Raw genomic sequence first — 23,285 nt, 5'->3', positions numbered from 1 at the left:
TATTTATTTCACTTCTTTTCATATGTGATGTCAAATCTCTTTTCATCTCCCTATAAAGCTTTTTATAGGGAGATGAAAAGAAAAATGGGACATAATGTCCCATTTTTCATCCTTTCGTACCTCCAGCAGTTAAACCAGATATAAAGTATTTTTGTAATGATAGGAATAAAATTGAAATTGGGATTGCAATCAATACTGAACCCGCTGCGAACGTTGTGAATTCATTACCAAATTTCTTCGCTACCATTTCATATAACCCAACTGCTAACGTATAATTTTCTGGTGTGCGCAAAATAACACTCGCTAAAATGAAATCTGTAAATGGACCGATGAAAGTGAATAACGCCACAACCGCTACGATTGGCTTTGCAAGTGGCATAATGATTTGCCAAAAAATACGGAAATGTCCTGCCCCATCCATACGAGCTGACTCATCCAATTCTTTCGGAATCGTATCAAAATATCCTTTCATAAGCCATGTATTCATTGGAATTGCCCCGCCTACATAAATTAAAATTAATGCAAGGTGCGTATCGATTAACCCTGTTAACTGTGCTAATACGTATAGAGCGATTAGCGCCGCAAAGTTTGGAATCATTTGCAGAATTAAAAATGTTAATAAACCATTTTTTCTTCCAACAAAACGGTATCTTGAAAATGCATAAGCAGTAAAACTAATTGCTAACACTGAGAAAATCATCGTTATAACACTTACTTTTAATGTGTTTTTATACCATAGTAAATAATTACTATTCTCTAAATCTAATAACTTACGATAATGATCTAACGTTGCATTTTGCGGAATAATACTTGATCCAGATAAACTATCACCCGGATTAAACGATGAGCCAATAATCCATAATAATGGATAGAAAATGATGGCACACATTACGAAAATAACGAGATAACTTAATGAGAGACGTAACATCTTTTGTCTTTTAATATTCATTTACATCATATCCTCTTCTTGGAATGATTTTGTTCTCTTAAATTGCCATAACGCAACTGTAATAACGATTAACGATAAGATCATTGTAAGAGCTGCCGCTTTCCCGTACTGCGCCGAAGTCATCGTTAACTTATAAATCCATGAAATTAAAATATCTGTTCCACCTGCGTCTTGTCCAGCTACAGCAGGACCTCCGCCGTTAAATAGATAGATGATACTAAAGTTATTAAAGTTAAACGTATATTGTGTAATTAATATTGGTGCTGTTGCATATAGAACAAGTGGCAATGTAATTTTACGAAACTGTTGCCAAGCTGTAGCTCCATCTACTGTAGCAGCTTCATATAACTCCCCTGGAATCGATTGCAGTATACCTGTTGTCATTGCAAAGACGAACGGGAATCCAAGCCACGTTTGAATCATAATTAAAGCAATTTTTGCCCAAAATGGATCTGTCATCCAAGCAATCTTTTCAATTCCAAATAAAGCTAATACTTGATTGTTAATTGCTCCAAATGTCTCATTAAACATACCAGAGAAAACAAGAATAGATACGAATGCTGGAACCGCCCACGGTAAAATGAAGATTGTTCGAATAATTGCCTTCCCTTTAATACCAGGCTGATTTACGATAATCGCTAAGAAAATACCAAGCGCAACTTGTAATGTCGTTGCAACGAATGTCCAAATGACAGTCCAAGAAAATACGCTTAAAAATGTCTCTCTCCACATCGGTAATGTAAAGATATCAATAAAGTTTTTGAAGCCCACCCAATCTACTAATTTAGCTGGAGGAGAGTGGTATAAATCATAATTCGTAAATCCAATTAAAATTACGAAGATGATTGGAAATACAACTACAAAGATAAGTAATAGAAAACCTGGTGAAACCATTAAATATGGAAAACCTTGATCTAGTAAATTACGGTATTGCTCTTTTACAGAGTTTAAAGGTGTTCCTATATCACGTTTCTTCCCGTTTTGGTATGCATCATATAAATTAAATGCATATATTCCGAGTCCAAAAACGATGACGATGAGTGCCAAGATTCCTTCTACTAATAGAAAGACAGAATGATCACGTGGAACTTCTGTACCTAGCGTTACAATTCCCCATAATCCCATATTTAATAAATCAGCAAAGGCTACAATAAATGAACCTGTTAATACTAGAAAAATAAGCCCTTTTACAAATTGCTTATTATACATTTGGCCCACGCCTGGAATGATAGATAACATGGTTGCCATTTTCCTATGCTTTGAACCGTTTAAACCATTTGCTGGTTCCATAGATGTTTGCATGTTCCTTCCCCCTTTTTTCTGGGAGAGAATTCGTGCCCCTCATATGAGAGGCACGAATTTCACCTTATTTTTTCTTACTATGATTTGCCTCAATATTACCTTTAATTTGCTTCACTGCATTGTCAAGTGCTGCTTTTGGTGCCTCTTTTTCCGTAACAACTAATTGAAGCGCATCTCCAGCTGGTTTCCATACTTCTTGCATTTCTGGAATGTTCGGCATTGGAATTCCATTTTCAGATTGTGTTGCAACTGCTTTTGCAGCTTCATTATCTTTAATGATTGGATCTTCCATTACTGCTTTTACTGGAGGAATTTCTTTTGTTTTCTCAAATCGAATTTTTGCGTTCTCTTCATTTGTTACCCATTCAGTGAACTTTGTAGCTAAATCATTTTGTTTAGAGAAACTTGTTACATGCCACCCTTTAACCCCAACAAATGTTTTCATTGGTTGACCGTTTGGTAATTTCGGCATTGGAGCAACGCCATAATCAATTCCGTTCTTTTCCATTGCTTGGAACGCCCATGGACCATTCATGATAGATGCTGCTTTTCCTTCGTTAAATAGTCCATCAGCAGCAGGTCCACCCGATTCACCGATAATACCTTTCGGGAATAACTTTTCTTTGTACCATTTTTGAAGATATTCAGCACCTTGTACTGCCCCACTATTATTTAATCCAACATCACTTGCATTTGGCTTTCCATCTTTTTCACCAAACACATAACCACCCATACCTGCCATGAATGCATTAGCAAAGTAGAAGTTATCTCCTAGTGTTAAAAATCCATACTTGCCATCCTTCGTAAATTCTTTTGAGAAGTTAAACAGCTCGTCCATCGTTTCTGGTGCTTTTGGCATTAATTTTTTATTGTAAATAAAGACTGGTGTCTCAATTGCTTTTGGTAAACCATATAATTTCCCGTTATATGTCTGTGCTTCTATTGATGATTCAGTAAATCTGCTCTTCACAGCATCATCAGCTTTCACTTCAGAAAGTAAACCTTCTGTTACTGCGTTTCCAATTTGATCATGTGGCAATGTTACAACATCTGGTCCCGTCCCCGCTGGTCCATCAAGGCGTAACTTCTTCACTTGATCTGTCATTTGCATTTCAACGACTTTTACTTTTACTTTATATTTTTCCTCAAAACTTTTCACTGCTGGTTCTAAACCAACACCTTTTTTATCATCTTCCCAAACGAGAAGGTCGTAATCTTTCTTCGCTTTACTTTCTTCTTTCTTCCCTGAATCTTTCGGTCCACATGCAGATAACATACCAATTGATAATGCTGAAACCGTTAATAATGATAATGCTTTCTTCATCCCAAAAACCTCCCTAAATTGTATATGCACCTTACTAATTGAAAACGTTTGCATTAAATGGTTTAATAGAAGCGCAAACAATATCTCAATCTATGAAAACGTTTGCGCTATTTGTCTATCATTATACATTCTTTTATTCATTTTGCAAATATTAATTTAAAAAATAATATCATTATTCTCTTTATACATTGACTTTATATGTAATGAATACTACTCTTATAAGCAATATTAAAGCTAACAGAAAGGCAATCGTTTGCAACATATGCTTTATTATTATACTTAAGGGAACAATATGCATGGAGATATTAAAGGGGGATTTTCTATATGCTTAAAGAAGCCATTTATCATAGGCCAAAAGATAATTACGCTTACGCTTACGATGAAAAAACAATTCACATCCGAATACGTACGAAAAGAGACGATGTTCAAAATGCCACTCTTATTTATGGTGATCCTTATGATTGGAAAGACGAGAAGTGGATTACATCAAGCACATCGATGAAAAAAACTGGTTCTACTGCATTGTTTGATTATTGGTCCATTTCCATCGAGCCTAAATTTAAGCGCTTACGTTATGGATTCGAATTAAAAAATGATACAGAAACGCTTATTTATGCAGAGCGAGGATTTTTTTCCAGTATTCCAAATGATGACGTTGGTAACTTTTTCTGTTTGCCATTTATTCATGCAAATGATGTGTTTCAAGCACCTACTTGGATTAAAGACACCGTTTGGTATCAAATTTTCCCAGAACGGTTCGCTAATGGAGATCGTGCACTAAATCCAGAAAACACTCTTCCTTGGGGAAGCGCTGAGCCAACTCCAACTAATTTTTTCGGCGGAGATTTTGCTGGTATTATTCAAAACCTCGATTACCTTGTTAAGCTTGGAATTTCGGGAATATACTTCACACCTATTTTCAAAGCACATTCAAACCATAAATATGACACAATTGACTACATGGAAATCGATCCGCAATTCGGGACGAAAGAAACGTTCAAAGAACTCGTTCAGGCATGTCATACACACGGTATAAAAGTAATGCTCGATGCCGTGTTTAATCATAGTGGATACTTTTTCGATAAATTCCAAGACGTACTAGAAAACGGTGAGAAGTCTGCTTATAAAGAGTGGTTCCATATTCATGAATTTCCAATTGTAACGGAGCCACTCCCGAATTATGATACTTTCGCGTTTACACCGTATATGCCTAAATTAAATACAGCACACCCAGATGTAAAAGAATACTTACTTGAAGTAGGGCGTTATTGGGTAAGAGAATTCAATATAGACGGTTGGCGCCTTGATGTAGCAAATGAAGTAGACCACAGCTTTTGGAGAGAATTCCGAAGTGAGATAAAGGCATTAAATCCTGAAGTATATATTTTAGGAGAAATTTGGCACGATGCACTTCCATGGCTACAAGGAGATCAATTTGATGCTGTAATGAGCTACCCTGTTACAAACGCTCTACTGTCTTACTTTGCTAATGATTCCATTAAAGCAAATGAATTTATGAAACAAATTACAGAATCTCTACATTCCTACTCTATGAATGTAAATGAAGCAGCGTTTCATTTATTAGACAGTCATGATACACCAAGAATATTGACAACATGTAACGGAGATAAAAATAAGTTACAGTTACTTTATGTATTCCATCTTTCCTTCATCGGCTCTCCTTGTATTTATTATGGAGACGAAATTGGTATGGACGGTGGTATGGACCCAGATTGTCGCAAATGTATGGTTTGGGATACGAAAGAACAAGATCATCTATTATTTACACATATACAAACATTAATTTCATTACGAAAGCAATATAAAGCATTTGGAGGACATGGTACTTTCCAATTCATCGAAGCAAATGATGAACATAATTATATTTCTTATACGAAAACATATGAAGATGAAACTATCTTTTTCGTTTTAAATCCGACTAACAGTGATGTTACAGCTTCACTCCCTCTCCATGTTACTGGAAAGAAAATTATTAACATTTATACAAACGAAGAATTTTCAGCGGAAGCAAGTGTATTACAAGTTACACTTCCTCCATATGGATTCTCAATCTTAAAATGGTAATAAAAAATCCTTATGCCAAGGTGTGGCATAAGGATTTTTCTTATTTTAATTTAAATACCATCGCTTCATATGGACGTAATACAATGTTATCTATCGATCCACTCTCTACGTCGTAATTGTGTATTAATAACTTTAATTCACTATAACTAATGTCCTTAGGCAATTCAAATACACATTCTTCCGCCGTAAAGTTTGCAATAACAAGAAGTTTTTCTTCTTCATATGTTCTTACGTATGCAAAAATAGAAGGATTATTATCTAATATTAAATCATATGATCCGTACACAACTATTTCATTATTTTTGCGTAGGTCAATTAATTTTTTATAGTAATAAAAAATTGAATCTTTATTTTGGATCGCTTGTTTCACATTGATTTCTTTGTAATTAGGGTTTACCGTAATCCAAGGCTCACCTGTTGTGAATCCAGCATGATCTTTATCATCCCACTGCATCGGTGTTCTAGCATTATCTCGGCCTTTTATATAAATAGACTGCATTACTTTATCTATATCTTCACCGTGCTCTATCACTTTTTCCTTATACATATTTAATGTTTCAATATCTCGATATTCATCAATCGATTCAAATCGAACGTTCGTCATTCCGATTTCTTCTCCTTGATAAATATATGGTGTTCCTTTCATCATATGAAGCACCGTCGCTAACATTTTCGCAGATTCAATGCGATACATTCCATCATTACCAAAACGAGATACAACGCGTGGCTGATCATGGTTATTCCAATACAGGCTATTCCACCCTGTATGCTCTAATGCTTTTTGCCACTTCGTTAAATTCTCTTTTAAAGTAAGGAGTGAGCATGGTTTTACATCCCATTTTCCGCCTTCTCCCGAATCTAAATCCATATGTTCAAATTGGAATACCATCTGCAGTTCTTTTCGTTCTTCCCCAGTATACATTTTCGCTTCTTCTGTCGTTACACCAGGCATTTCACCAACCGTCATAATATCATAATGAGATAATACTTCTTCATTCATTTCATGTAAATATTTATGAATGTTTGGACCATTCATAAAATGCTTATGACCTGAAACATACCCCTCTTCTTCAGTTTCAACAGCTGGTAATCCCTCTTCTTTAGAAATAAAATTAATAACATCCATACGGAAGCCATCAATTCCTTTTTCTAACCAAAACTTCATCATTTCATAAACATCTTGTCTTACCTTTTCATTATCCCAATTTAAATCTGGCTGTTTTTTAGAAAACAGATGTAAATAATATTCATCTGTCATTTCATCATATTTCCATGCAGATCCACTAAAAGCTGCTCCCCAGTTGTTCGGCTCTTTTCCTTCTTTTCCAGGACGCCATATATAGTAATCTCTATATTTATTATCTTTTGATTTACGTGATTCAATAAACCAATTATGTTCATCAGAAGTATGGTTAACAACTAAGTCCATCATAAGTTTCATATTACGTTCATGCATTTCATGTAATAGCTCATCCCAATCTTCCATCGTTCCGAACTCATTCATAATTTTACAATAATCACTTATATCATAACCATTATCATCATTTGGAGATTCATAGACCGGTGATAACCAAATGACATCAACCCCTAATTCTTTTAAGTAATCTAGCTTTGAAATAATCCCACGAAGATCCCCAATACCATCACCGTTACTATCCATAAAGCTACGAGGATAAATTTGATATACTACACTTTCTTTCCACCACTGTTTTTCCATTATGCTACCCCATTTCATTAATAATTCGATTTTCTCTTTTTTAAGGCGCAAACGTTTTCATTAATGAATGATAACAGATTCTATCTAAATTTAAAATAGCGCTTACAAATTTTATTCTTATTTTTCTAAGAAAACATACGCAAATTACTAATATCCCTCTAATAAATGAAAACGTTTTATTTTTTTGTTTATTTTTTGAATCTATTAGTTTATAATGAACTCAAAGAAAACGTTTGCATAATTTTTTCTAGGGGGCAATACCATGGCAGAATTGAAATTAGAAAACATTTATAAAATATATGATAATAATGTAACAGCTGTAACAGATTTTAATTTACACATTCAAGATAAAGAGTTTATCGTATTTGTCGGTCCTTCTGGATGCGGAAAATCTACAACATTACGAATGGTGGCTGGACTTGAGGATATTTCAAAAGGAGAGTTTTCAATTGATGGTAAGCTAATGAATGATGTCCCTCCAAAAGATCGCGATATCGCAATGGTCTTCCAAAACTATGCTTTATATCCACATATGAGTGTGTATGATAATATGGCATTTGGATTAAAACTTAGAAAAATACCAAAAGATGAAATCGATCGTCGTGTGAAAGATGCAGCAAAAATTTTAGGACTGGAACAATATTTAGATAGAAAACCGAAAGCGTTGTCTGGTGGACAACGTCAACGTGTTGCGTTAGGGAGAGCGATTGTTCGAGACGCGAAAGTATTCTTAATGGATGAGCCTTTATCCAACTTAGACGCTAAATTACGTGTTGCAATGCGCTCAGAAATTTCTAAATTACATCACCGTCTTGGAACGACAACAATTTACGTAACACATGATCAAACAGAAGCAATGACAATGGCTTCACGTCTCGTTGTTATGAAAGACGGAAAAATTCAACAAATCGGAACTCCAAAAGAAGTATATGAGACACCTGAAAATATTTTCGTTGGTGGATTTATTGGCTCTCCAGCAATGAATTTCTTCCGTGGTAAATTGACTGAAACCGATTTCGTTATAGATAATTCATTAAAAGTCAAAGTAACTGAAGGAAAAATGAAGATGTTACGTGAACAAGGCTATGTAAATAAGGACATTATTTTAGGTATTCGTCCTGAAGACATTCATGATGAACTATTATTTTTAGAAGCTTCACAATCTACTGCCTTCACAACAAAAATCGAAGTTGCTGAGTTACTAGGTGCTGAATCTATTTTATATATGAAACTTGGAGATCAAGATTTTGCAGCACGTGTTGATGCAAGACATACATTTTCACCTGGAGATCCAATTAAACTAGCATTTGATATGAATAAAGCGCATTTCTTTGATAGTCAAACTGAACAACGTATTCGTTAAAAAATAATTTTCCTCTACATAACATACAAAAAAACCGTCCACATACTTTGAGGGCGGTTTTCATTATTATACCAGGGCTTCTACTGTATGAAATGATTGTCCTTTCGTGCCAATAATACCGAAAATCGGTAAGTCACTCAGCACCACTTCTTCTTGCTGTTTCATAAAAGATGACGTTAATTGTTTTATCTCTATCCAAACGTCATTAATACAAAGTACATTGGAATCGTTCTCTTGTTGGCGAGAAAAAATAGAATCTATTTTATATAAACCAGCATTTTGAAAAAGCATATCAATGCGACTAAATGCATTCAAAGTAATACTGATAACGCGTTGCCAATCTCCTTGCTTTCCCATATCATAGGATACAAAAAGTGCTTCTCCGCCTAGATTCGTAATTTCCTCCACTGTTGCTTGTCCACTTTCTTGATCAATGTCCGTCACAATTACTTTTGCGCCTTGTTTAGCCAACAAAAGAGCTGTATTACGTCCAATACCGATGCCACCGCCAGTTACGATAGCAACTTTTCCTGCAAGCTTCATTTTCATTACCCCTTCTATAAGTCTTACCGTCATTCAGTATACTCCTTTATGAGATTAGTCTGCAAGCAAGAAAAGTTGCTTATTAATTTGTAAGCGATTACTTTTTTACTCCTTCTTTTTTCTTACTATTACGCTGGTCGAAAACTAAACCGATGAAAATTAAAATCCCCCAAAAGATTACGCTACCCCCAGTCATTTCAATTTCCCCCTTATTATATAAAGATATTATTTTAATCATTATAACATTTTCTTAATTTTCAATCTATTGAAATCAAAAATGATATGGATTAACTTTTTCTTATTATATATCCTTTAAAATATATTTATATAATTAAAAAAGACCTTCTTATTTTATGTATAAAAAGGTCTCTGTTTTATTATACAAGACTTATCACTTTTGTTTTTGTAATTAAATCTTGAAAACCACAATTATCTTTGCGGAATAACATCATATATACGTTACATAATATCGGAATTCCAAGTAGCAATATGTTCGGTAATAACAATACAAAAAATCTTATAATTAATGTTTGTAATGTTAACTTTTCACTCTTTAATGAAATTAATTTTATTCTCGTTACCTTTTTACCAAGTGTAACACCGTTCCAAATAAAGGGTACCAAAATAAAATATATCGCCATTAATATAAAAACTACTGCGAGATCATATCTATAATCACCAAAACTAATATTAAAGCGATTAAAAATAGCACTATAATTTCCGGTCATAATAGCTACTACTGCACCATACATAACCGAGATTAAAAACATGTCAATTAGGGAAGCACCTATGCGATTCATTACAAGCGCTGGACGATGCATCTTTAACTTCATTTTATGTCGACTCCTTCATATCCTTCTTTACCCGTCTCATCGTACCACTTCTAAAAAACATTGTAAACTAGCGTTTCTCTTACTTTTCTTGTACAATGTGTTACAACAGCATTGTAAAGGAGGTTCCCATATTGAAAAAATGGATAATCCTATTCGTCGCATTCCTATTAGCCGGTTGTGCTGGAAATACAAATCATATAACTTATACGATTAACGATGAATACGAACTCATACGTACTTCTGGAAATGCATTTGAACTTTTCCCATCGCAAGATGCTGTATATGCCACACAATACATTCCTGCAAAAATTACAGACATAGCTTGGGATGATAAATACATTATTGCAAAACAAATTGAGGAAAAGTCAGATCCGAATAACCCTGACGGAGCAATTGCAAATAAAAAAAGTGAGCATTATTGGATTATTGACGTAAAGCATAATAAACGTTTTGGTCCTTATAATGAAAAGCAATTTAATGAACAAAAAGATGCATTTAAAATTAAGGTACCTTTTCAAAATGTAGATTCATACATAAAAGAAAAGAAAAAACAGTCAGCATAATATTTTTAATGCTGACTGTTTTTTCTTTTATGTTTTTAAAAATCCCCTACTCAGAAAGTGAGATATTAAAAGTTTGTGCCTCTTTTACAACATCTTGCGTTTCTGTATCTGCTGCGACTACATTATCTGTTGTAAACTTAATATCCTTTACCTTTTCTTTTCCATCATCAAGTATTAAGCCGATAATACCATCTCTTGTTTCACCAGGCTTATAGTCTTCCCTTGATACATTTTTTGTACCAACGAGCGTATCTTCATCATATAAAAAGTTTTGAGTTGCTACTTTAAAATGTTGCTTATCATTAATCGTAACATCATTCATAGAGAAAAATTGCATATTTTTATTCCCGCTATTTTCCACCTTATATGTAATTTCAACGTAACGAATCGTATCACTAATCTCTGTACCACTTATCGATGCATATAACTCCGCATCTTCTTGACTTACTTTATCTCCTAATCTACGCTTTACTTCTTCAGGAGTTAATGCCGTAAATACTTTTAATGCATTTTTTGCATCTTTACTCATCTGCGATAAAGAGATTACTTTTACATCTTGTATGTGAATTTTCATTGGTGCTACTTCAAATGTTTGATTTACAGATTGAATCTGTTCTAACTTAAAAGTACCCCACCCTGTTTCTTTCACTTTTTGTCCTACTTTTTTCAGCTCACGCCCACCATATTCTTTTGTTTCAGGAATAGATTCTTTCTTCTTCGGTTCAACTTTCTTTTCTTCTTGATGGAAGCAACCACTTAACATAAGAAGAAAACTACATAAAACAAAAATATTTTTCCATGCTTTCATCATATAATTTCTCCTAACACTATCATTCATTAATATAAATTAGTCCTTTGCTTTGTAGACTATAGAAACAATGAGAATTCCACAAAAGGAACTTGTCAGTCCAGATACTATTATACCCCCTATTTGGAAAATATGAAAATAGGGATCTACGAATGCGTGAACGATAAATACTAGAGCTGCGAAAATGATTGCCGAAATCCAATACTTCCTTTTTTCTGAAGCTATCATAATATCTTTCCCTGTTTCATCTTTATACTTCCATAGTACGTATAATAGTAATAAGAAACCAACACATGTACTCCCGTGTTGCATATATTTATACACCGGGATACTATGTAATCCTCTTTGTAACAATGGTATCTTCGTAACAAAATAGCCTGTATTATGAGTAAATGCATCCCAAACGACATGCGTGAGCATACCAAATAAAGCAGAATAGCAAAATACAAAGAAATCCTTCCATGTATGAAGCCCCCACCTCTCATCTACTGCATATGCAAAATAGCCAGTAAATGGTTTAGGTAAATGTGTTATAAACGGCTTTTTTAAAATGTAATGATACATATATGCTAACAGAAATACAAGTGGCAAATTTAAATATAAGAATCCAAGCCATGTATGCCCAATAACACCATACGGTCTAAAGTGTAAAAAATATTCAAAATCAGGCGCCATACTGCCTAATATAAGAGCCGTTACTGAAATATATTGAGAACGCTTTTTCACAAAAGGAAGAACTGCTGCTGGATGCGCAAATGTAAACGGCATGTTTTAACTCCTTTTCATATCTTCAATAGAATACCATCTATCATAACGAGAGAATTGATCTTGATGCAATATTTATTTTCACATTGGAATATGATAGTTTACATGTTATAATCCACATAAAATATTCAGAAAATAAGGAGAGGTTCACGTGTCATTAACACTTGCCTTTTTTCTCATTCTGCTTATCTTCTTTGTACTTACATACATCGGCTTTTTTCTGTGGAAGCACTTAAAAATTATAAAATATATGCCTGCTCTCGTTGGTTTTATAAGCGTTCTTTTTATTTTCATATGGAAGAGAATGACTTTAGGCTGGGAAAGGTCTTGGCTTTGGCGCACTTCAATATACAATACTATTTGCAAGCTGTCTTACCCTTGTATTTGCTGCTTTTTTAGAATCAAAATCCGTTATGAATTGAGGTTTATATATTGATTGACGTACCCTTTTTAAAAAATGTCACATTAAAAAAAGAAAATATCCCTAGTTTTTCCACATATCCTTACTGTCTACCCGCTATCCGAACTTTACAATCACTTGCCTTCCATCCAAATGTAACATTCATTATTGGAGAAAACGGAACGGGAAAATCAACATTACTCGAAGCAATTGCAATCGCTTTAGGATTTAATGCAGAAGGTGGAACGAAGAATTTCCGCTTTAGCACAAACGATTCACATTCATCTTTACATGAATACCTTCGAATTTCTAAAAGTTTCAATACACCAAACGACGGTTTCTTTCTTCGTGCTGAATCATTTTATAACGTTGCTTCTTATATTGATGAGATGGATGCTGATCTAGAAGCACGCGGGAATCCAGTTATTGACTCATATGGTGGTATTTCACTACACAAACAATCACACGGCGAATCATTCTTTTCCTTATTTATGAACCGTTTTTCAGGACAAGGTTTATACATTTTAGATGAGCCTGAGGCCGCTCTATCACCAATGAGGCAACTTTCCATGCTTATTCGAATGCACGAACTAGCGGAACAAGGTTCACAATTTGTTATCGCGACGCACTCTCCTATTTTAATGGCTTATCCTGAATCCACTATATATTCTTTAACACAAGAAGGGATTCATGAATCCACATTAGAAGAAACCGAGCATTACCAAACGACAAAACTTTTCTTTGAAAATCGTGATCGATTATTTCATCATTTATTTGATTCTTAATAAAAAAGAAGCAGCGATTGCTGCTTCTTTTTTATAGTGCTTCTATAAATAATGCTACCCCAATACCGCCACCGACGCATAGAGAAGCAATTCCTTTTTCTAAACCGCGTCTCTTCAATTCATGAATTAAACTTACAGTAATACGAGCTCCTGTACAACCGATTGGATGTCCAAGTCCTACACCGCTACCGTTTACATTCACTTTTTCACGGTCTAAACCTAATTCTTTCTCTACAGCTAGATATTGAGCCGCGAAAGCTTCATTAATTTCCAGTAAATCAGCATCTTCTAATGACCAATCTACTTTTTCTAACCCTTTACGAATTGCTGGTGCTGGTCCAATACCCATAATTTTCGGATCTACTCCAGCTACTGAATATCCAACAATTCTAGCTAACGGTTGTAAGCCTTTTTCTTTCGCTTTTTCTTCGCTCATTAATACTAGAACCGCACTTCCATCATTAAGGCCAGATGCATTCCCTGCCGTTACAGATCCATCTTTACGGAAAGCTGGTTTTAATCCTGCTAATTTTTCCGCTGTAATATCTGCGCGTGGATGTTCATCCTTCGAAAATACTATTTCTTTTCTACGTTCTTTTATCGTAATAGGAACAATTTGCTCGTCAAAATATCCAGACTCGATTGCTTGTAGTGCCAATGTATGACTACGAAGCGCAACTTCATCTTGTTCCTCTCTTGTAATTTCATATTGGTCAACTAAATTTTCAGCCGTTTCACCCATCATAATATGGTGAATCGGATCTTCTAGTACTTCCCACACCGTATCACGAATTTCTCCGTGCTGTAGACGTTGTCCCCAGCGGTGCTGTTTTAATGCATAAGGGCTTGAACTCATTGCTTCTACTCCACCTGCAATAACAACATCACTTACACCTAATTGAATTTGCATTGCAGCTGACATAATTGCTTGCATACCTGAAGAACATTGGCGTTGGATTGTATAACCCGTAACTGTGTCAGGAAATCCTGCCGCTAATGCAGCTGTTCTTGCAGTATTTGCTTCATCAGTTCTTTGAATACAATGACCTAAAATTACTTCATCAACTTCGTGTGGTTCTACCCCGCCTCGTTTTACAGCTTCCTGAAGTACAGGAACCGCTAATTCTACTGGCGTTACATTTTTTAGCGCTCCTCCAAAAGTTCCAATTGGCGAACGAACTGCAGCTGTAATAACAACATTATGCATTTTGCACTTGCCCCTCTCTTATGTACCCTAGTCAGTTTTTAGGTGAAATTCCATAAGATGTATGTCTACATCTATCATACTATAAACATACTAAAAAATCAAAATATTTAATATAATAAAAATAGAAGGAATTAACCTTCTATTCTGTTAATGCATATAAAAATTTTTGTAAAATTTTCTCTGTCGTTTCATTCAATTTTGGTAACTTATCTACCGGAAAATATTGAAGCTTCAATCCCTCATGATCAAGCCTTAATTCTCCACTCACATGATGCCCCTGATACAGATGAATAACATTAAAAATTTCATCCCCATTAGGATAACGGAAATATACTTCCTTTCCTGATAAGACACCTAGAAATTGCATTATTTTTGCAGTTAATCCCGTCTCCTCTAATAATTCTCGGCGAGCAGTTTCTTCCGTCGTTTCTCCTAGTTCCATCGCGCCGCCAGGTACACCCCAATCATATGTATCTGAACGATATTGAAGCAATACTTCTTGATTATCATTTAGTATAATTATTGCTGATCCAACGAGAATAAGTGGTCTTGTCCCAACAACTTTGCGTAACTCTTCAATATACCCCATTATGTAAATTCTCCTTTCCTCACCCTCCCTTATCATAACAAAATTTTTCTCCTTTTGTTGATGTAATTTCCAAGAAAAAAAAGGAAGCTTTCGCTTCCTTTTTTTCATTTTTATTTCTTAAAACTTTCATATTTTACAGCTTCAAAAGCTTCTTCAATTTCATCATTACGATAATGAACGTATGTAAAACGCCCTAATTCTACTAACCTTGCTATTTCTTGTAACGCTTTATGTTGCTCATATGTTTCCCCCAGCTTAATATGTACATAAAACTTCATTAATGGATGTTCATATAAAGGTTCTCCCACCTCTACATATACATCTTCCACCCCTTGCACAACTCTTACATAACTTGCAAATTGATAAAGAGCTTCTCTGTCTGAAACGATTTTTAATGTATACATATATTCTCCCCCTTTCCTTTACTATATCAAAAAGATGATCACACTACGTTATAGAACTATGAAATTTTTTCGACTTGTAATAAACAAGGCGTTTATCCATACATAGGGTCTTTTCCCAACATATATTATAGGAAGAATTTTTTCAGTTGAGGTGTTCCTTATGGATCCATACGTCAATATATGTATTTGCATTACTCCAGGCGCCAATATTTCTGATGACCGTATCGCAAAAGATTTAGCAGTTGCAGAATCAATTTGGCACCCCATTACATTTCAAATTAAAGACGTAATTATTTTAAATGAACTTTTTCGTTTTTCTGACCGTGAAATTAGTTATAAAAATTCTATTCAAAGTCAGGAAAAATTAGCATCCTTTTTCCAAACGTGTGTAAATGAAGCTCCTGAATGCGACCTTTACATTTGTTATATTGGCAGTGATTATTTCAAAGAAACAGCCGTAATTGCCTGCGCTTACTCTTTAGCAAAACAACAGCAACTTACTGGTTATATCGTTTTAACAAACTCGGCTGCCCCCATGAAAAATATATACACGCTCGCTCACGAAGTCGGTCATATTTTATTTACAAGACGTATTCACGGAAAACTTACTCACGCAGATCCTCATTCCCCAACTGGCTCGGAGCACCATCCTTCTCCAACAAATCTTATGTACCCTATCGTACCTCGTCCTGAAAACGTCCATATTCATTCCTTATTAACAAACGAACAAAAAGAGCTCTCTTTACAAAGCTCTTTATTACAAAGAAAAAAACAGTAACTGTCATGTTACTGTTTAAAACAACTTATTTAATCCACAAACCAATTCTCGGCTGCCAAAGGATACACTATACATCTAAGCGTAATCTCTCTTAAAATCAAAATATAGTATTTCTTTGGAAATAATTTATTGTATATCCAGAGCAGCCGCTTTTTTTGAAATACTAGTTTACACTTTTTCTCTCTTCAATTTTTAAAGACCATCTCATTAACCCATATATACTTCCATACATAAGTAATATCTTTGCAATTCCCCAAAATACATTTTTTTCTTCTAATCCTTTAAATATAAACATAATCGCTAAAGGAACAATTAGCACCAAAACACCCATCCAACCAAGGACATACACTTCTCCAACGAAAAGTAATAAAAAGATACTTGCTGCTAATATATATGTTTGCATTGTCGATAATTGCAAAATAGGTGTACCGTACCATTTATCAACAAACATCAATAATACTAATAATAAAATGGGAACCATTACTATTATGTAAATAATCCCGAACTCTACAAATTTATTTTTAAAAGAAGACATTCTAAACGCAACAATGGTTCCAATAATCGTAATGATTAAGACGATAGGATAGCCAATTAACTGTATATTCGTTAGTGTAAATTGCTGATTTGGATTATTAAATAAAATATGAGTTAATATCCAATACCCACCAATACCAATTATCATCGCAAGAATACTCTTTATACTCCCACCTTTATCCTTCTCCATCTCTTTCGCCAATTCTTCCGCATACTCTTTTGGTGAATCACCGAATATATCCGTTACCGTCTTTCCCTCTTTCTCGCCTTCTATTAAATGAAGTTCTGCATCTTCTAGAAAAGCGTCCACATCTTCTTCTTTCATTCCTTTTGTTATTAAATACACTTTCGTATCGATTAAAAACTTTTCTCCTTCTTTAGAAATCTGCATGATAACCCCTCCCTTATTTAACCACTTCTCTTCTATTCGTCTTCATCATAATTTCAAGGAAAATTAAAATAAACAAACTTCCGTATAAACATATAATTTGAAATAACATTTGCACGAGATCTTCTGATGTAAATGTTTTAAACAGTAACATAATCGAAAGTGGAATAATTAAATATAAGTTTTTAAACCATCCTTCAAAATATATATTTATCGCTACTGTGATCATAAAAATAGCTCCAGCTAATATATAACTTTGCGTTTGGGTGAATGTAAACGTTTTGGTAGGATAGATTACATCTAATATCGTAACAGCCCCCATTAAAAACATTGGCGCTACCATAACTAAAAACCACATAGAAAACCACGTTTTTGTAAAGCTTGTTACGAAGGTCATTTTGCGAAGTAAAAAATTAGGACCTATAACAACTAAAATCAATGACAAACTATACCCAACGCACTGAATAAGCGACATCTGTAATAATCCGTTATTCACTATTAGGATAGAAGCAATAATCCAAAACGATACGATATTCATTACTGTAAAACCAATTTGCTTCCACGTTTCCTGTCTATCCTTTTCCATTACTTTTACAAGTTCATTTGCATATTCTTTCGGTGAGCTTCCGAAAATATCTTCTACACTTTTCCCATCACTCTCACCCTCAATTAAATGGAGTTCTGCATCTTCTATAAAATTTTCAATATCGCTTTCTTTCACACCCTTTGCCACTAAAAATAATCTCATATCTAATAAAAACTTTCGTGCTTCACTGGATATCATTATTTTTTTCTCCCCTTCCCTTCAAGTAGACGCTCTACACTACTTTGCATCGCTTCCCAGCGATTCATAAATTCATTAAGTGCTTCCTCGCCTTTTTCTGTTAATGTATAATATTTTCGCTTTGGGCCAGATGGAGATTCCTTCATTACACTTGTTATTAATCCTTCCTTTTGCATTCGTATTAATAACGGATAAATACTTCCCTCACTCGCCATTGTAAAGCCATACTTCGCTAGCTTTTCACTCATTTCATAACCGTATATTTCACCTTCAGAAATAATAGCAAGTAAGCATCCTTCTAAAATCCCTTTCAGCATTTGACTTGTCGACATAATTCAAATCCTCCCACTATCTTGTTTTACAAGATAGATAAGCGTAAGTATCTTGCTTTACAAAATAGTATAGCAGAGACTATTTTGCAAAACAAGATAGCTAACAATATTTTTCCAAATCTTTGCAGGATTTTCATTATCCACTCTCTAAATAGAGCAATATGAGAACTTTATGACGAAGGGATGTTTTTCATCATGGTTACAAATCGAGTTGTTTTTTTAACAGGCGCTGCAAGTGGCATTGGTTATGAAATGGGAAACGCTTTTGCAAAAGAAGGTGCAAAAGTTGTTATTACCGATCGTCTTGAAGAACGTGCAAAAGAAGCTGCTGAACAATTACAAAAAGAAGGCTATCAAGCTATCGGTTTAAAATGTGATGTTACATCTGAAGAAGAAATTACCGCTGCAATTTCTCAAACCGTTACGCATTTCGGTTCATTACATATATTAATTAACAACGCAGGAATGCAGCACGTTTCACCAATTGAAGATTTTCCAACCGAAAAGTTCGAACTGCTTATTAAAATTATGCAAATCGCTCCTTTTATCGCAATTAAGCATGTCTTCCCAATCATGAAAAAACAAAAGTATGGCCGAATTATTAATGTAGCCTCCATTAATGGCCTCGTTGGATTTGCGGGAAAATCCGCCTACAATAGCGCGAAGCATGGCGTAATCGGATTAACAAAAGTTGCCGCTTTAGAAGGCGCTACTCACGGAATTACCGTTAATGCGCTTTGTCCTGGTTATGTCGATACCCCTCTTGTACGTAATCAACTACAAGATTTAGCTACTACACGAAATGTACCACTTGAAAATGTTTTAGAAGATGTTATTTATCCACTTGTACCACAAAAACGCTTATTGCAAGTACAAGAAATCGCTGATTATGCTATGTTTTTAGCGAGTGAAAAAGCAAGAGGTATAACTGGACAAGCCGTTGTTATCGATGGTGGTTATACTGCTCAATAAAGTGAAGGCTTTTACTTCCCATTAATGCGGGGTAAAAAATAAAGTTTGCTCACGAAGAGCAAACTTTATTTTACTTTCTATCGCGAGGACCTTCCTACTTTAGTAATTGTTTAGGGAGTTTCTCGATTGCAACAATTACCCCATCTAATTTACTTTCAATACGATGGAGTAAATATAATGTTACAACAATCGGAAACCCTACATTACCTATCATCCTGATCCACTCTTCCATCTTTTCCGCCTCCTTCCATTATATAAATAAGGGAAAAGAAAACATTTAGGCATAAAGTGAAACTTTAATCAGTGGGGGTTTTCTTCATCCCCCACTGATTATTAGTTGAACCAATCGGGCTTTTACGGGCAGTTGACCCCCACCTAACTTCTTTGCTTCCGCTGAATTTTGAGGTGGGGGTCTTACCGCCCGTTAATGCGGGATAAAAAAACAAGCTATTATGTATTAGCTTGTCTTTCAAATAACGATGCAATTTCCCGTTTATAATCTCCGTGTATGATGCCTTTTTCAGTAATAATACCTGTAATTAATTCATTCGGTGTTACGTCAAATGCAGGATTATAAACATCAGTTCCAATTGGCGCCACTTGTTTTCCAAAAATTTTCGTAACTTCGGTTTCATCTCTTTCTTCAATAACAATTTCTGTACCTGTTTGTTTCGTAATATCAAACGTAGATAACGGAGCTGCAACGTAAAATGGAATATCGAAATAATTTGCTAATATAGCTAAATTCATTGTTCCGATTTTATTTGCTGTATCTCCATTTGCGACAATTCGGTCCGCTCCTACAATAATCGCGTTTATTTCTTTCGTTTGAATAGCATGAGCTGCCGTATTATCGGTAATAAGTGTTACATCAATATTTGCCTGTTTTAATTCCCAGGTCGTTAAACGCCCGCCTTGTAAAACCGGTCTCGTTTCACACGCATACGCATGTAAACGTACACCTTTTTCTTTCCCAATATAAAACGGTGCTAATGCAGTACCATATCTAGCAGTTGCAATGCTTCCAGCGTTACAAATTGTTAAAATGTGATCACCATCTTTAAAACATGTTAATGCATGTTCTCCAATACTCCGGCATACTGCTTCATCTTCTTGCTGAATGAGAAGCGCTTCTTCTTCTAATTTTTTTTGTGCTTCTTTTATTGTAGTAATTTCTCGAATTGATTCTCTCATACGATCGATTGCCCAAAATAAATTGACTGCTGTTGGGCGTGACGTTCCTAAATAATTACAATCTCTATTAAACTTCTTTTGAAATTCTTCCATATGTACAGTATTATATTTTTTTGATGCAAGTGCCAAGCCAAATGCAGCTACAATTCCAATTGCAGGTGCTCCTCGTACTTCTAGCATGACAATACTTTTCCATACCTCTTCAATCGTCGTTAATGTTTTGTATTCTGTACTATGCGGCAACTTTGTTTGATTTAATACTGCAATGGCATCACCTTTCCAACTGACAGATCTCGGAACAGTAACAATTGTACTCATGCTTTTATCCCTCCAGAAACTGTCTGTTGAAATAATGTTCGGAACAGTTGAATATCAGCACTCTTAGATTCATATTTTATTAGTTCTTTACCTAAGGATAACGCTTGTTTCTTAGCTTGAATTCTCGTTTCTTTATTTGCTATTCCATCTAAATCAGCTACATGCGCTAAGCCAATTGTTCTACGGATAAGCTCACATCCAGCAAATCCAACGGCATCCGTAAAAATATTTTGCAAAATAATTGGCAACCATTGTTTCTCTTTCGTATATGCTTCTACACCTTCTCCAATCCATAACTTCGTAAAAGCTTCTACAAAATAACTCCATGTTTTCTCAATATGGAAAAATAGCACACTTCTTTTTTCCTCTTCACGTGATAACGCATTTAATAATAAATTTGCAATAAATTGGCCAAGATCAAATCCAAATGGACCATATGTTGCAAATTCTGGATCAATTACTTTCGTTTCAGCAGGTGATGAAAAAATACTACCAGTATGTAAATCACCATGAATAAGCGCTTCTTTTCTTGTTAAGAACTTATATTTATACTGTGCTACTTTTAATTTTAAATTTTTGTCACTCCACAGTTCATCCACCGCTAGTTGTAACTCTGGTTCATAATCATTCGTATCATAATGACTAAACGGATCTGTAAACACTAAATCTTCCGTGATTTTACTAAGATCTGGGTTTACAAATGCACCTTCTAGTACCCTTTTCTCTTCTGATTGTAAACCGAAATCTGAAGTATAAAACAACACATGTGCTAGAAAGCGACCAATATGTTGGGATAAAAGCGGGTACTCCTCTCCATCTATTAATCCTTTTCTTGCAATTGTTAGCCTTGATAGATCTTCTATGACTGTTACTGCTAACTCTTCATCATGACTGTACACTACCGGCACATATTCCGGCACATACTTCGCAAAAATTTGTAATGCTTTACTTTCAATCGTCGCTCTTTTTATAGACAGTGGCCAGCTCTCACCAACTACTTTTGCATATGGCAGTGCTTGTTTTATTATAATAGACTTCTCTCCATCATCTAATTTGAACACGTAATTTAAATTTCCATCTCCAATTTCATGACAAACTACATTTGCTTTCCTTTCAAAATAACCGTGTTCTTTCGCATATTGTATAGCTGTCGTTTCAGTTAATGAATAATATCCCATCGTCTTCTCCCCCTTTTTTAATTCAGAGGTTTTTCTGACGTAGAAAAACCTCTTTCCACAAAGAAAGAGGTTTGAAGTTTATCTTCTCCCCTCTTATCTGCCAGAAAGGTTTACTTTCTGCTGGAATTAGCACCGTGCCTTTTGGCGTAAATAAACGCCCCATTTCACAATGGTATTACGGTCGGTTGCTGGGCTTCATCGGGCCAAATCCCTCCACCTGCTCTTGATAAGAGTTGTATAATTTTTTGAATTTTTAACTTTATGTTGAAGACTATACCAATAATAAAAATCACTTGTCAACATTTTATTTGTATAATTCTGGACGACGATCTGCAAAAACTGGAATTCCTTTGCGTACTTCTTTAATTTTCTCAAAATGAAGCTCTCCAAATAAAATTGATTCTTCTTCATTCGCTTCTACAACAACTTCGCCCCAAGGATCGACAATTAAAGAATGACCGGCAAACTCATTATTCGGATCCTTACCTGCCCTATTACATGCAACAACATAACACTGATTTTCAACTGCTCTTGCTTGCAATAACAAACGCCAATGCGCTAAACGAACCAATGGCCATTCTGCTACAACAAATAAAACTTTTGCACCTTTCGCAGTATGGACGCGCATCCACTCTGGAAAACGAATATCATAACAAATTGTGCCGGCGCACTCTACATCATCTAACTTAAATTCACCTGTACTATTTCCAGCAATTAAATATTTATGTTCATCCATAAGCTGAAATAAGTGCACTTTACTATATTCATTGACTAGTTCTCCTTCCTTGTTTACCACATACATTGTATTTGTAACACCTTGTTCTGTTTGCTTCGCTATAGACCCACCGACAATATGTACACCATATTGCTTCGACCATTCTTTCAGCTCTTCTTTCGTTTGCAATCCATCCCTATCTGCAATTTCAATAAGCCTCGTTAAATCATATCCCGTTGTCCATAGTTCTGGTAAGACAATCACATCTGGTCTTTCCTTCATCGCTTCGCTTATTTTATTTTTAGCATTCTCAATATTCTTTTCTACATCTCCAAAGACAATATCCATTTGAATACATGCGACTTTCATTTTGTCAGCCCCATTCTTAATTTTTTCTTTACAAAATACTGGAAAGATTATATCATTTGTCACTAGAATTGTAACAACTTTCAAAA

The 23,285-nt window shown here is 34.9% G+C and carries 25 protein-coding genes, 1 pseudogene and 1 riboswitch; of the genes and pseudogenes, 7 read left to right on the top strand and 19 right to left on the bottom strand.

Annotation, left to right across the window (positions count from 1 at the left end; all coding sequences use genetic code 11):
* Positions 1–106: 106 nt before the first annotated feature.
* The 3 genes from malD to ABH961_RS12385 form a co-directional block, all read right to left on the bottom strand.
* Positions 107–949 (bottom strand): maltosaccharide ABC transporter permease MalD, encoded by an 843-nt coding sequence (malD, locus tag ABH961_RS12395; protein ID WP_001022607.1) that lies wholly within the window; start codon positions 947–949, stop codon positions 107–109.
* Positions 950–2,251 (bottom strand): maltosaccharide ABC transporter permease MalC, encoded by a 1,302-nt coding sequence (gene malC, locus ABH961_RS12390; protein ID WP_001194989.1) that lies wholly within the window; start codon positions 2,249–2,251, stop codon positions 950–952.
* A gap of 64 nt (positions 2,252–2,315) precedes the next feature.
* Entirely contained in the window at positions 2,316–3,575 is a 1,260-nt protein-coding gene (locus ABH961_RS12385; protein WP_000709925.1) for an extracellular solute-binding protein, read from the bottom strand.
* A gap of 324 nt (positions 3,576–3,899) precedes the next feature.
* On the opposite strand from ABH961_RS12385, the gene ABH961_RS12380 reads away from it, so the two are divergent.
* Positions 3,900–5,660 (top strand): alpha-glycosidase, encoded by a 1,761-nt coding sequence (locus tag ABH961_RS12380; RefSeq protein WP_098076527.1) that lies wholly within the window; start codon positions 3,900–3,902, stop codon positions 5,658–5,660.
* Positions 5,661–5,700: 40 nt separating this feature from the next.
* On the opposite strand, the gene malL is transcribed toward ABH961_RS12380, so the two are convergent.
* Positions 5,701–7,377 (bottom strand): oligo-1,6-glucosidase, encoded by a 1,677-nt coding sequence (gene malL, locus ABH961_RS12375; protein WP_098076530.1) that lies wholly within the window; start codon positions 7,375–7,377, stop codon positions 5,701–5,703.
* Positions 7,378–7,639: 262 nt separating this feature from the next.
* On the opposite strand from malL, the gene ABH961_RS12370 reads away from it, so the two are divergent.
* Entirely contained in the window at positions 7,640–8,740 is a 1,101-nt protein-coding gene (locus tag ABH961_RS12370; protein ID WP_098076533.1) for an ABC transporter ATP-binding protein, read from the top strand.
* A gap of 66 nt (positions 8,741–8,806) precedes the next feature.
* Here the strand turns inward: ABH961_RS12370 and ABH961_RS12365 are convergent, their stop codons facing one another.
* From ABH961_RS12365 to ABH961_RS12355, 3 genes are all read right to left on the bottom strand, one after another.
* Positions 8,807–9,316 (bottom strand): SDR family NAD(P)-dependent oxidoreductase, encoded by a 510-nt coding sequence (locus ABH961_RS12365; protein WP_000218424.1) that lies wholly within the window; start codon positions 9,314–9,316, stop codon positions 8,807–8,809.
* Positions 9,317–9,380: 64 nt separating this feature from the next.
* Complete coding sequence (locus ABH961_RS12360) at positions 9,381–9,479, bottom strand: hypothetical protein (protein ID WP_000145657.1); 99 nt, start codon at positions 9,477–9,479, stop codon at positions 9,381–9,383.
* 181 nt (positions 9,480–9,660) lie between these two features.
* Positions 9,661–10,116: an RDD family protein gene (locus ABH961_RS12355; RefSeq protein ID WP_000769076.1), complete on the bottom strand. Its 456-nt coding sequence runs from the start codon at positions 10,114–10,116 to the stop codon at positions 9,661–9,663.
* 131 nt (positions 10,117–10,247) lie between these two features.
* Here ABH961_RS12355 and ABH961_RS12350 point away from each other — a divergent pair, with 131 nt between their 5' ends.
* Complete coding sequence (locus tag ABH961_RS12350) at positions 10,248–10,679, top strand: DUF3997 domain-containing protein (RefSeq protein WP_000758773.1); 432 nt, start codon at positions 10,248–10,250, stop codon at positions 10,677–10,679.
* A gap of 46 nt (positions 10,680–10,725) precedes the next feature.
* Here the strand turns inward: ABH961_RS12350 and ABH961_RS12345 are convergent, their stop codons facing one another.
* Together ABH961_RS12345 and ABH961_RS12340 are read right to left on the bottom strand one after the other, a co-directional pair.
* Entirely contained in the window at positions 10,726–11,490 is a 765-nt protein-coding gene (locus ABH961_RS12345) for a CREC-EF hand family protein (protein WP_048546181.1), read from the bottom strand.
* A 36-nt stretch (positions 11,491–11,526) separates the two neighbouring features.
* Entirely contained in the window at positions 11,527–12,255 is a 729-nt protein-coding gene (locus ABH961_RS12340; protein ID WP_404519451.1) for a DUF4184 family protein, read from the bottom strand.
* A gap of 148 nt (positions 12,256–12,403) precedes the next feature.
* On the opposite strand from ABH961_RS12340, the pseudogene ABH961_RS12335 reads away from it, so the two are divergent.
* Positions 12,404–12,674: pseudogene (locus tag ABH961_RS12335) on the top strand (hypothetical protein).
* Between the two features lie 10 nt (positions 12,675–12,684).
* Positions 12,685–13,437 (top strand): AAA family ATPase, encoded by a 753-nt coding sequence (locus ABH961_RS12330; protein ID WP_404519450.1) that lies wholly within the window; start codon positions 12,685–12,687, stop codon positions 13,435–13,437.
* A gap of 31 nt (positions 13,438–13,468) precedes the next feature.
* On the opposite strand, the gene ABH961_RS12325 is transcribed toward ABH961_RS12330, so the two are convergent.
* From ABH961_RS12325 to ABH961_RS12315, 3 genes are all read right to left on the bottom strand, one after another.
* On the bottom strand, positions 13,469–14,644 hold the full coding sequence (locus ABH961_RS12325; RefSeq protein WP_000552069.1) for an acetyl-CoA C-acetyltransferase: 1,176 nt from the start codon (positions 14,642–14,644) through the stop codon (positions 13,469–13,471).
* A gap of 139 nt (positions 14,645–14,783) precedes the next feature.
* The gene (locus ABH961_RS12320; RefSeq protein WP_064474914.1) at positions 14,784–15,233 is read right to left on the bottom strand and encodes an NUDIX hydrolase; all 450 of its coding nucleotides are present in this window, start codon (positions 15,231–15,233) and stop codon (positions 14,784–14,786) included.
* A 110-nt stretch (positions 15,234–15,343) separates the two neighbouring features.
* Positions 15,344–15,637 carry a DUF3928 family protein gene (locus tag ABH961_RS12315; RefSeq protein ID WP_000288329.1) on the bottom strand — a complete coding sequence of 98 codons (294 nt, stop codon included), beginning with the start codon at positions 15,635–15,637 and terminating at the stop codon, positions 15,344–15,346.
* Between the two features lie 160 nt (positions 15,638–15,797).
* On the opposite strand from ABH961_RS12315, the gene ABH961_RS12310 reads away from it, so the two are divergent.
* A complete protein-coding gene (locus ABH961_RS12310) occupies positions 15,798–16,415 on the top strand; it encodes a hypothetical protein (RefSeq protein WP_048562415.1) in 618 nt (205 codons plus the stop codon).
* 163 nt (positions 16,416–16,578) lie between these two features.
* On the opposite strand, the gene ABH961_RS12305 is transcribed toward ABH961_RS12310, so the two are convergent.
* Genes ABH961_RS12305 through ABH961_RS12295 form a run of 3 tightly spaced genes read right to left on the bottom strand, consistent with a single transcriptional unit; the run spans position 16,579 to position 18,453 of the window.
* The gene (locus ABH961_RS12305; RefSeq protein ID WP_098076543.1) at positions 16,579–17,340 is read right to left on the bottom strand and encodes a DUF1129 domain-containing protein; all 762 of its coding nucleotides are present in this window, start codon (positions 17,338–17,340) and stop codon (positions 16,579–16,581) included.
* A gap of 13 nt (positions 17,341–17,353) precedes the next feature.
* Positions 17,354–18,121, bottom strand: a complete 768-nt coding sequence (locus ABH961_RS12300; protein WP_098630439.1) for a DUF1129 domain-containing protein — start codon at positions 18,119–18,121, stop codon at positions 17,354–17,356.
* The gene (locus tag ABH961_RS12295; protein WP_098076549.1) at positions 18,121–18,453 is read right to left on the bottom strand and encodes a PadR family transcriptional regulator; all 333 of its coding nucleotides are present in this window, start codon (positions 18,451–18,453) and stop codon (positions 18,121–18,123) included. The genes ABH961_RS12300 and ABH961_RS12295 overlap by 1 nt, the downstream gene beginning before the upstream one ends.
* 195 nt (positions 18,454–18,648) lie before the next feature.
* On the opposite strand from ABH961_RS12295, the gene ABH961_RS12290 reads away from it, so the two are divergent.
* Positions 18,649–19,425: a 3-hydroxybutyrate dehydrogenase gene (locus ABH961_RS12290; RefSeq protein WP_098630441.1), complete on the top strand. Its 777-nt coding sequence runs from the start codon at positions 18,649–18,651 to the stop codon at positions 19,423–19,425.
* A 94-nt stretch (positions 19,426–19,519) separates the two neighbouring features.
* Here ABH961_RS12290 and ABH961_RS12285 read toward each other — a convergent pair whose 3' ends face one another.
* The 4 genes from ABH961_RS12285 to ABH961_RS12270 all read right to left on the bottom strand — a co-directional run bounded on the left by ABH961_RS12285 (position 19,520) and on the right by ABH961_RS12270 (position 23,283).
* Positions 19,520–19,657, bottom strand: coding sequence for a YvrJ family protein (locus tag ABH961_RS12285; protein ID WP_000393342.1), 138 nt, complete (start codon positions 19,655–19,657; stop codon positions 19,520–19,522).
* Positions 19,658–19,875: 218 nt separating this feature from the next.
* Positions 19,876–20,937: an S-methyl-5-thioribose-1-phosphate isomerase gene (mtnA, locus tag ABH961_RS12280; RefSeq protein WP_098047889.1), complete on the bottom strand. Its 1,062-nt coding sequence runs from the start codon at positions 20,935–20,937 to the stop codon at positions 19,876–19,878.
* Positions 20,934–22,115: an S-methyl-5-thioribose kinase gene (gene mtnK, locus ABH961_RS12275; RefSeq protein WP_098047890.1), complete on the bottom strand. Its 1,182-nt coding sequence runs from the start codon at positions 22,113–22,115 to the stop codon at positions 20,934–20,936. The genes mtnA and mtnK overlap by 4 nt, the downstream gene beginning before the upstream one ends.
* A 90-nt stretch (positions 22,116–22,205) precedes the next feature.
* Positions 22,206–22,348: riboswitch (SAM riboswitch) on the bottom strand.
* A gap of 71 nt (positions 22,349–22,419) precedes the next feature.
* On the bottom strand, positions 22,420–23,283 hold the full coding sequence (locus tag ABH961_RS12270; RefSeq protein WP_141545772.1) for a carbon-nitrogen family hydrolase: 864 nt from the start codon (positions 23,281–23,283) through the stop codon (positions 22,420–22,422).
* Positions 23,284–23,285: the final 2 nt, after the last annotated feature.

The organism is Bacillus sp. RC251 (genome assembly GCF_044908765.1).
In the GTDB taxonomy this organism is placed as follows: domain Bacteria; phylum Bacillota; class Bacilli; order Bacillales; family Bacillaceae_G; genus Bacillus_A; species Bacillus_A wiedmannii.
Note: the sequence above shows the minus strand (reverse complement) of the source record. Positions and strands in the feature narration are given on the sequence as shown.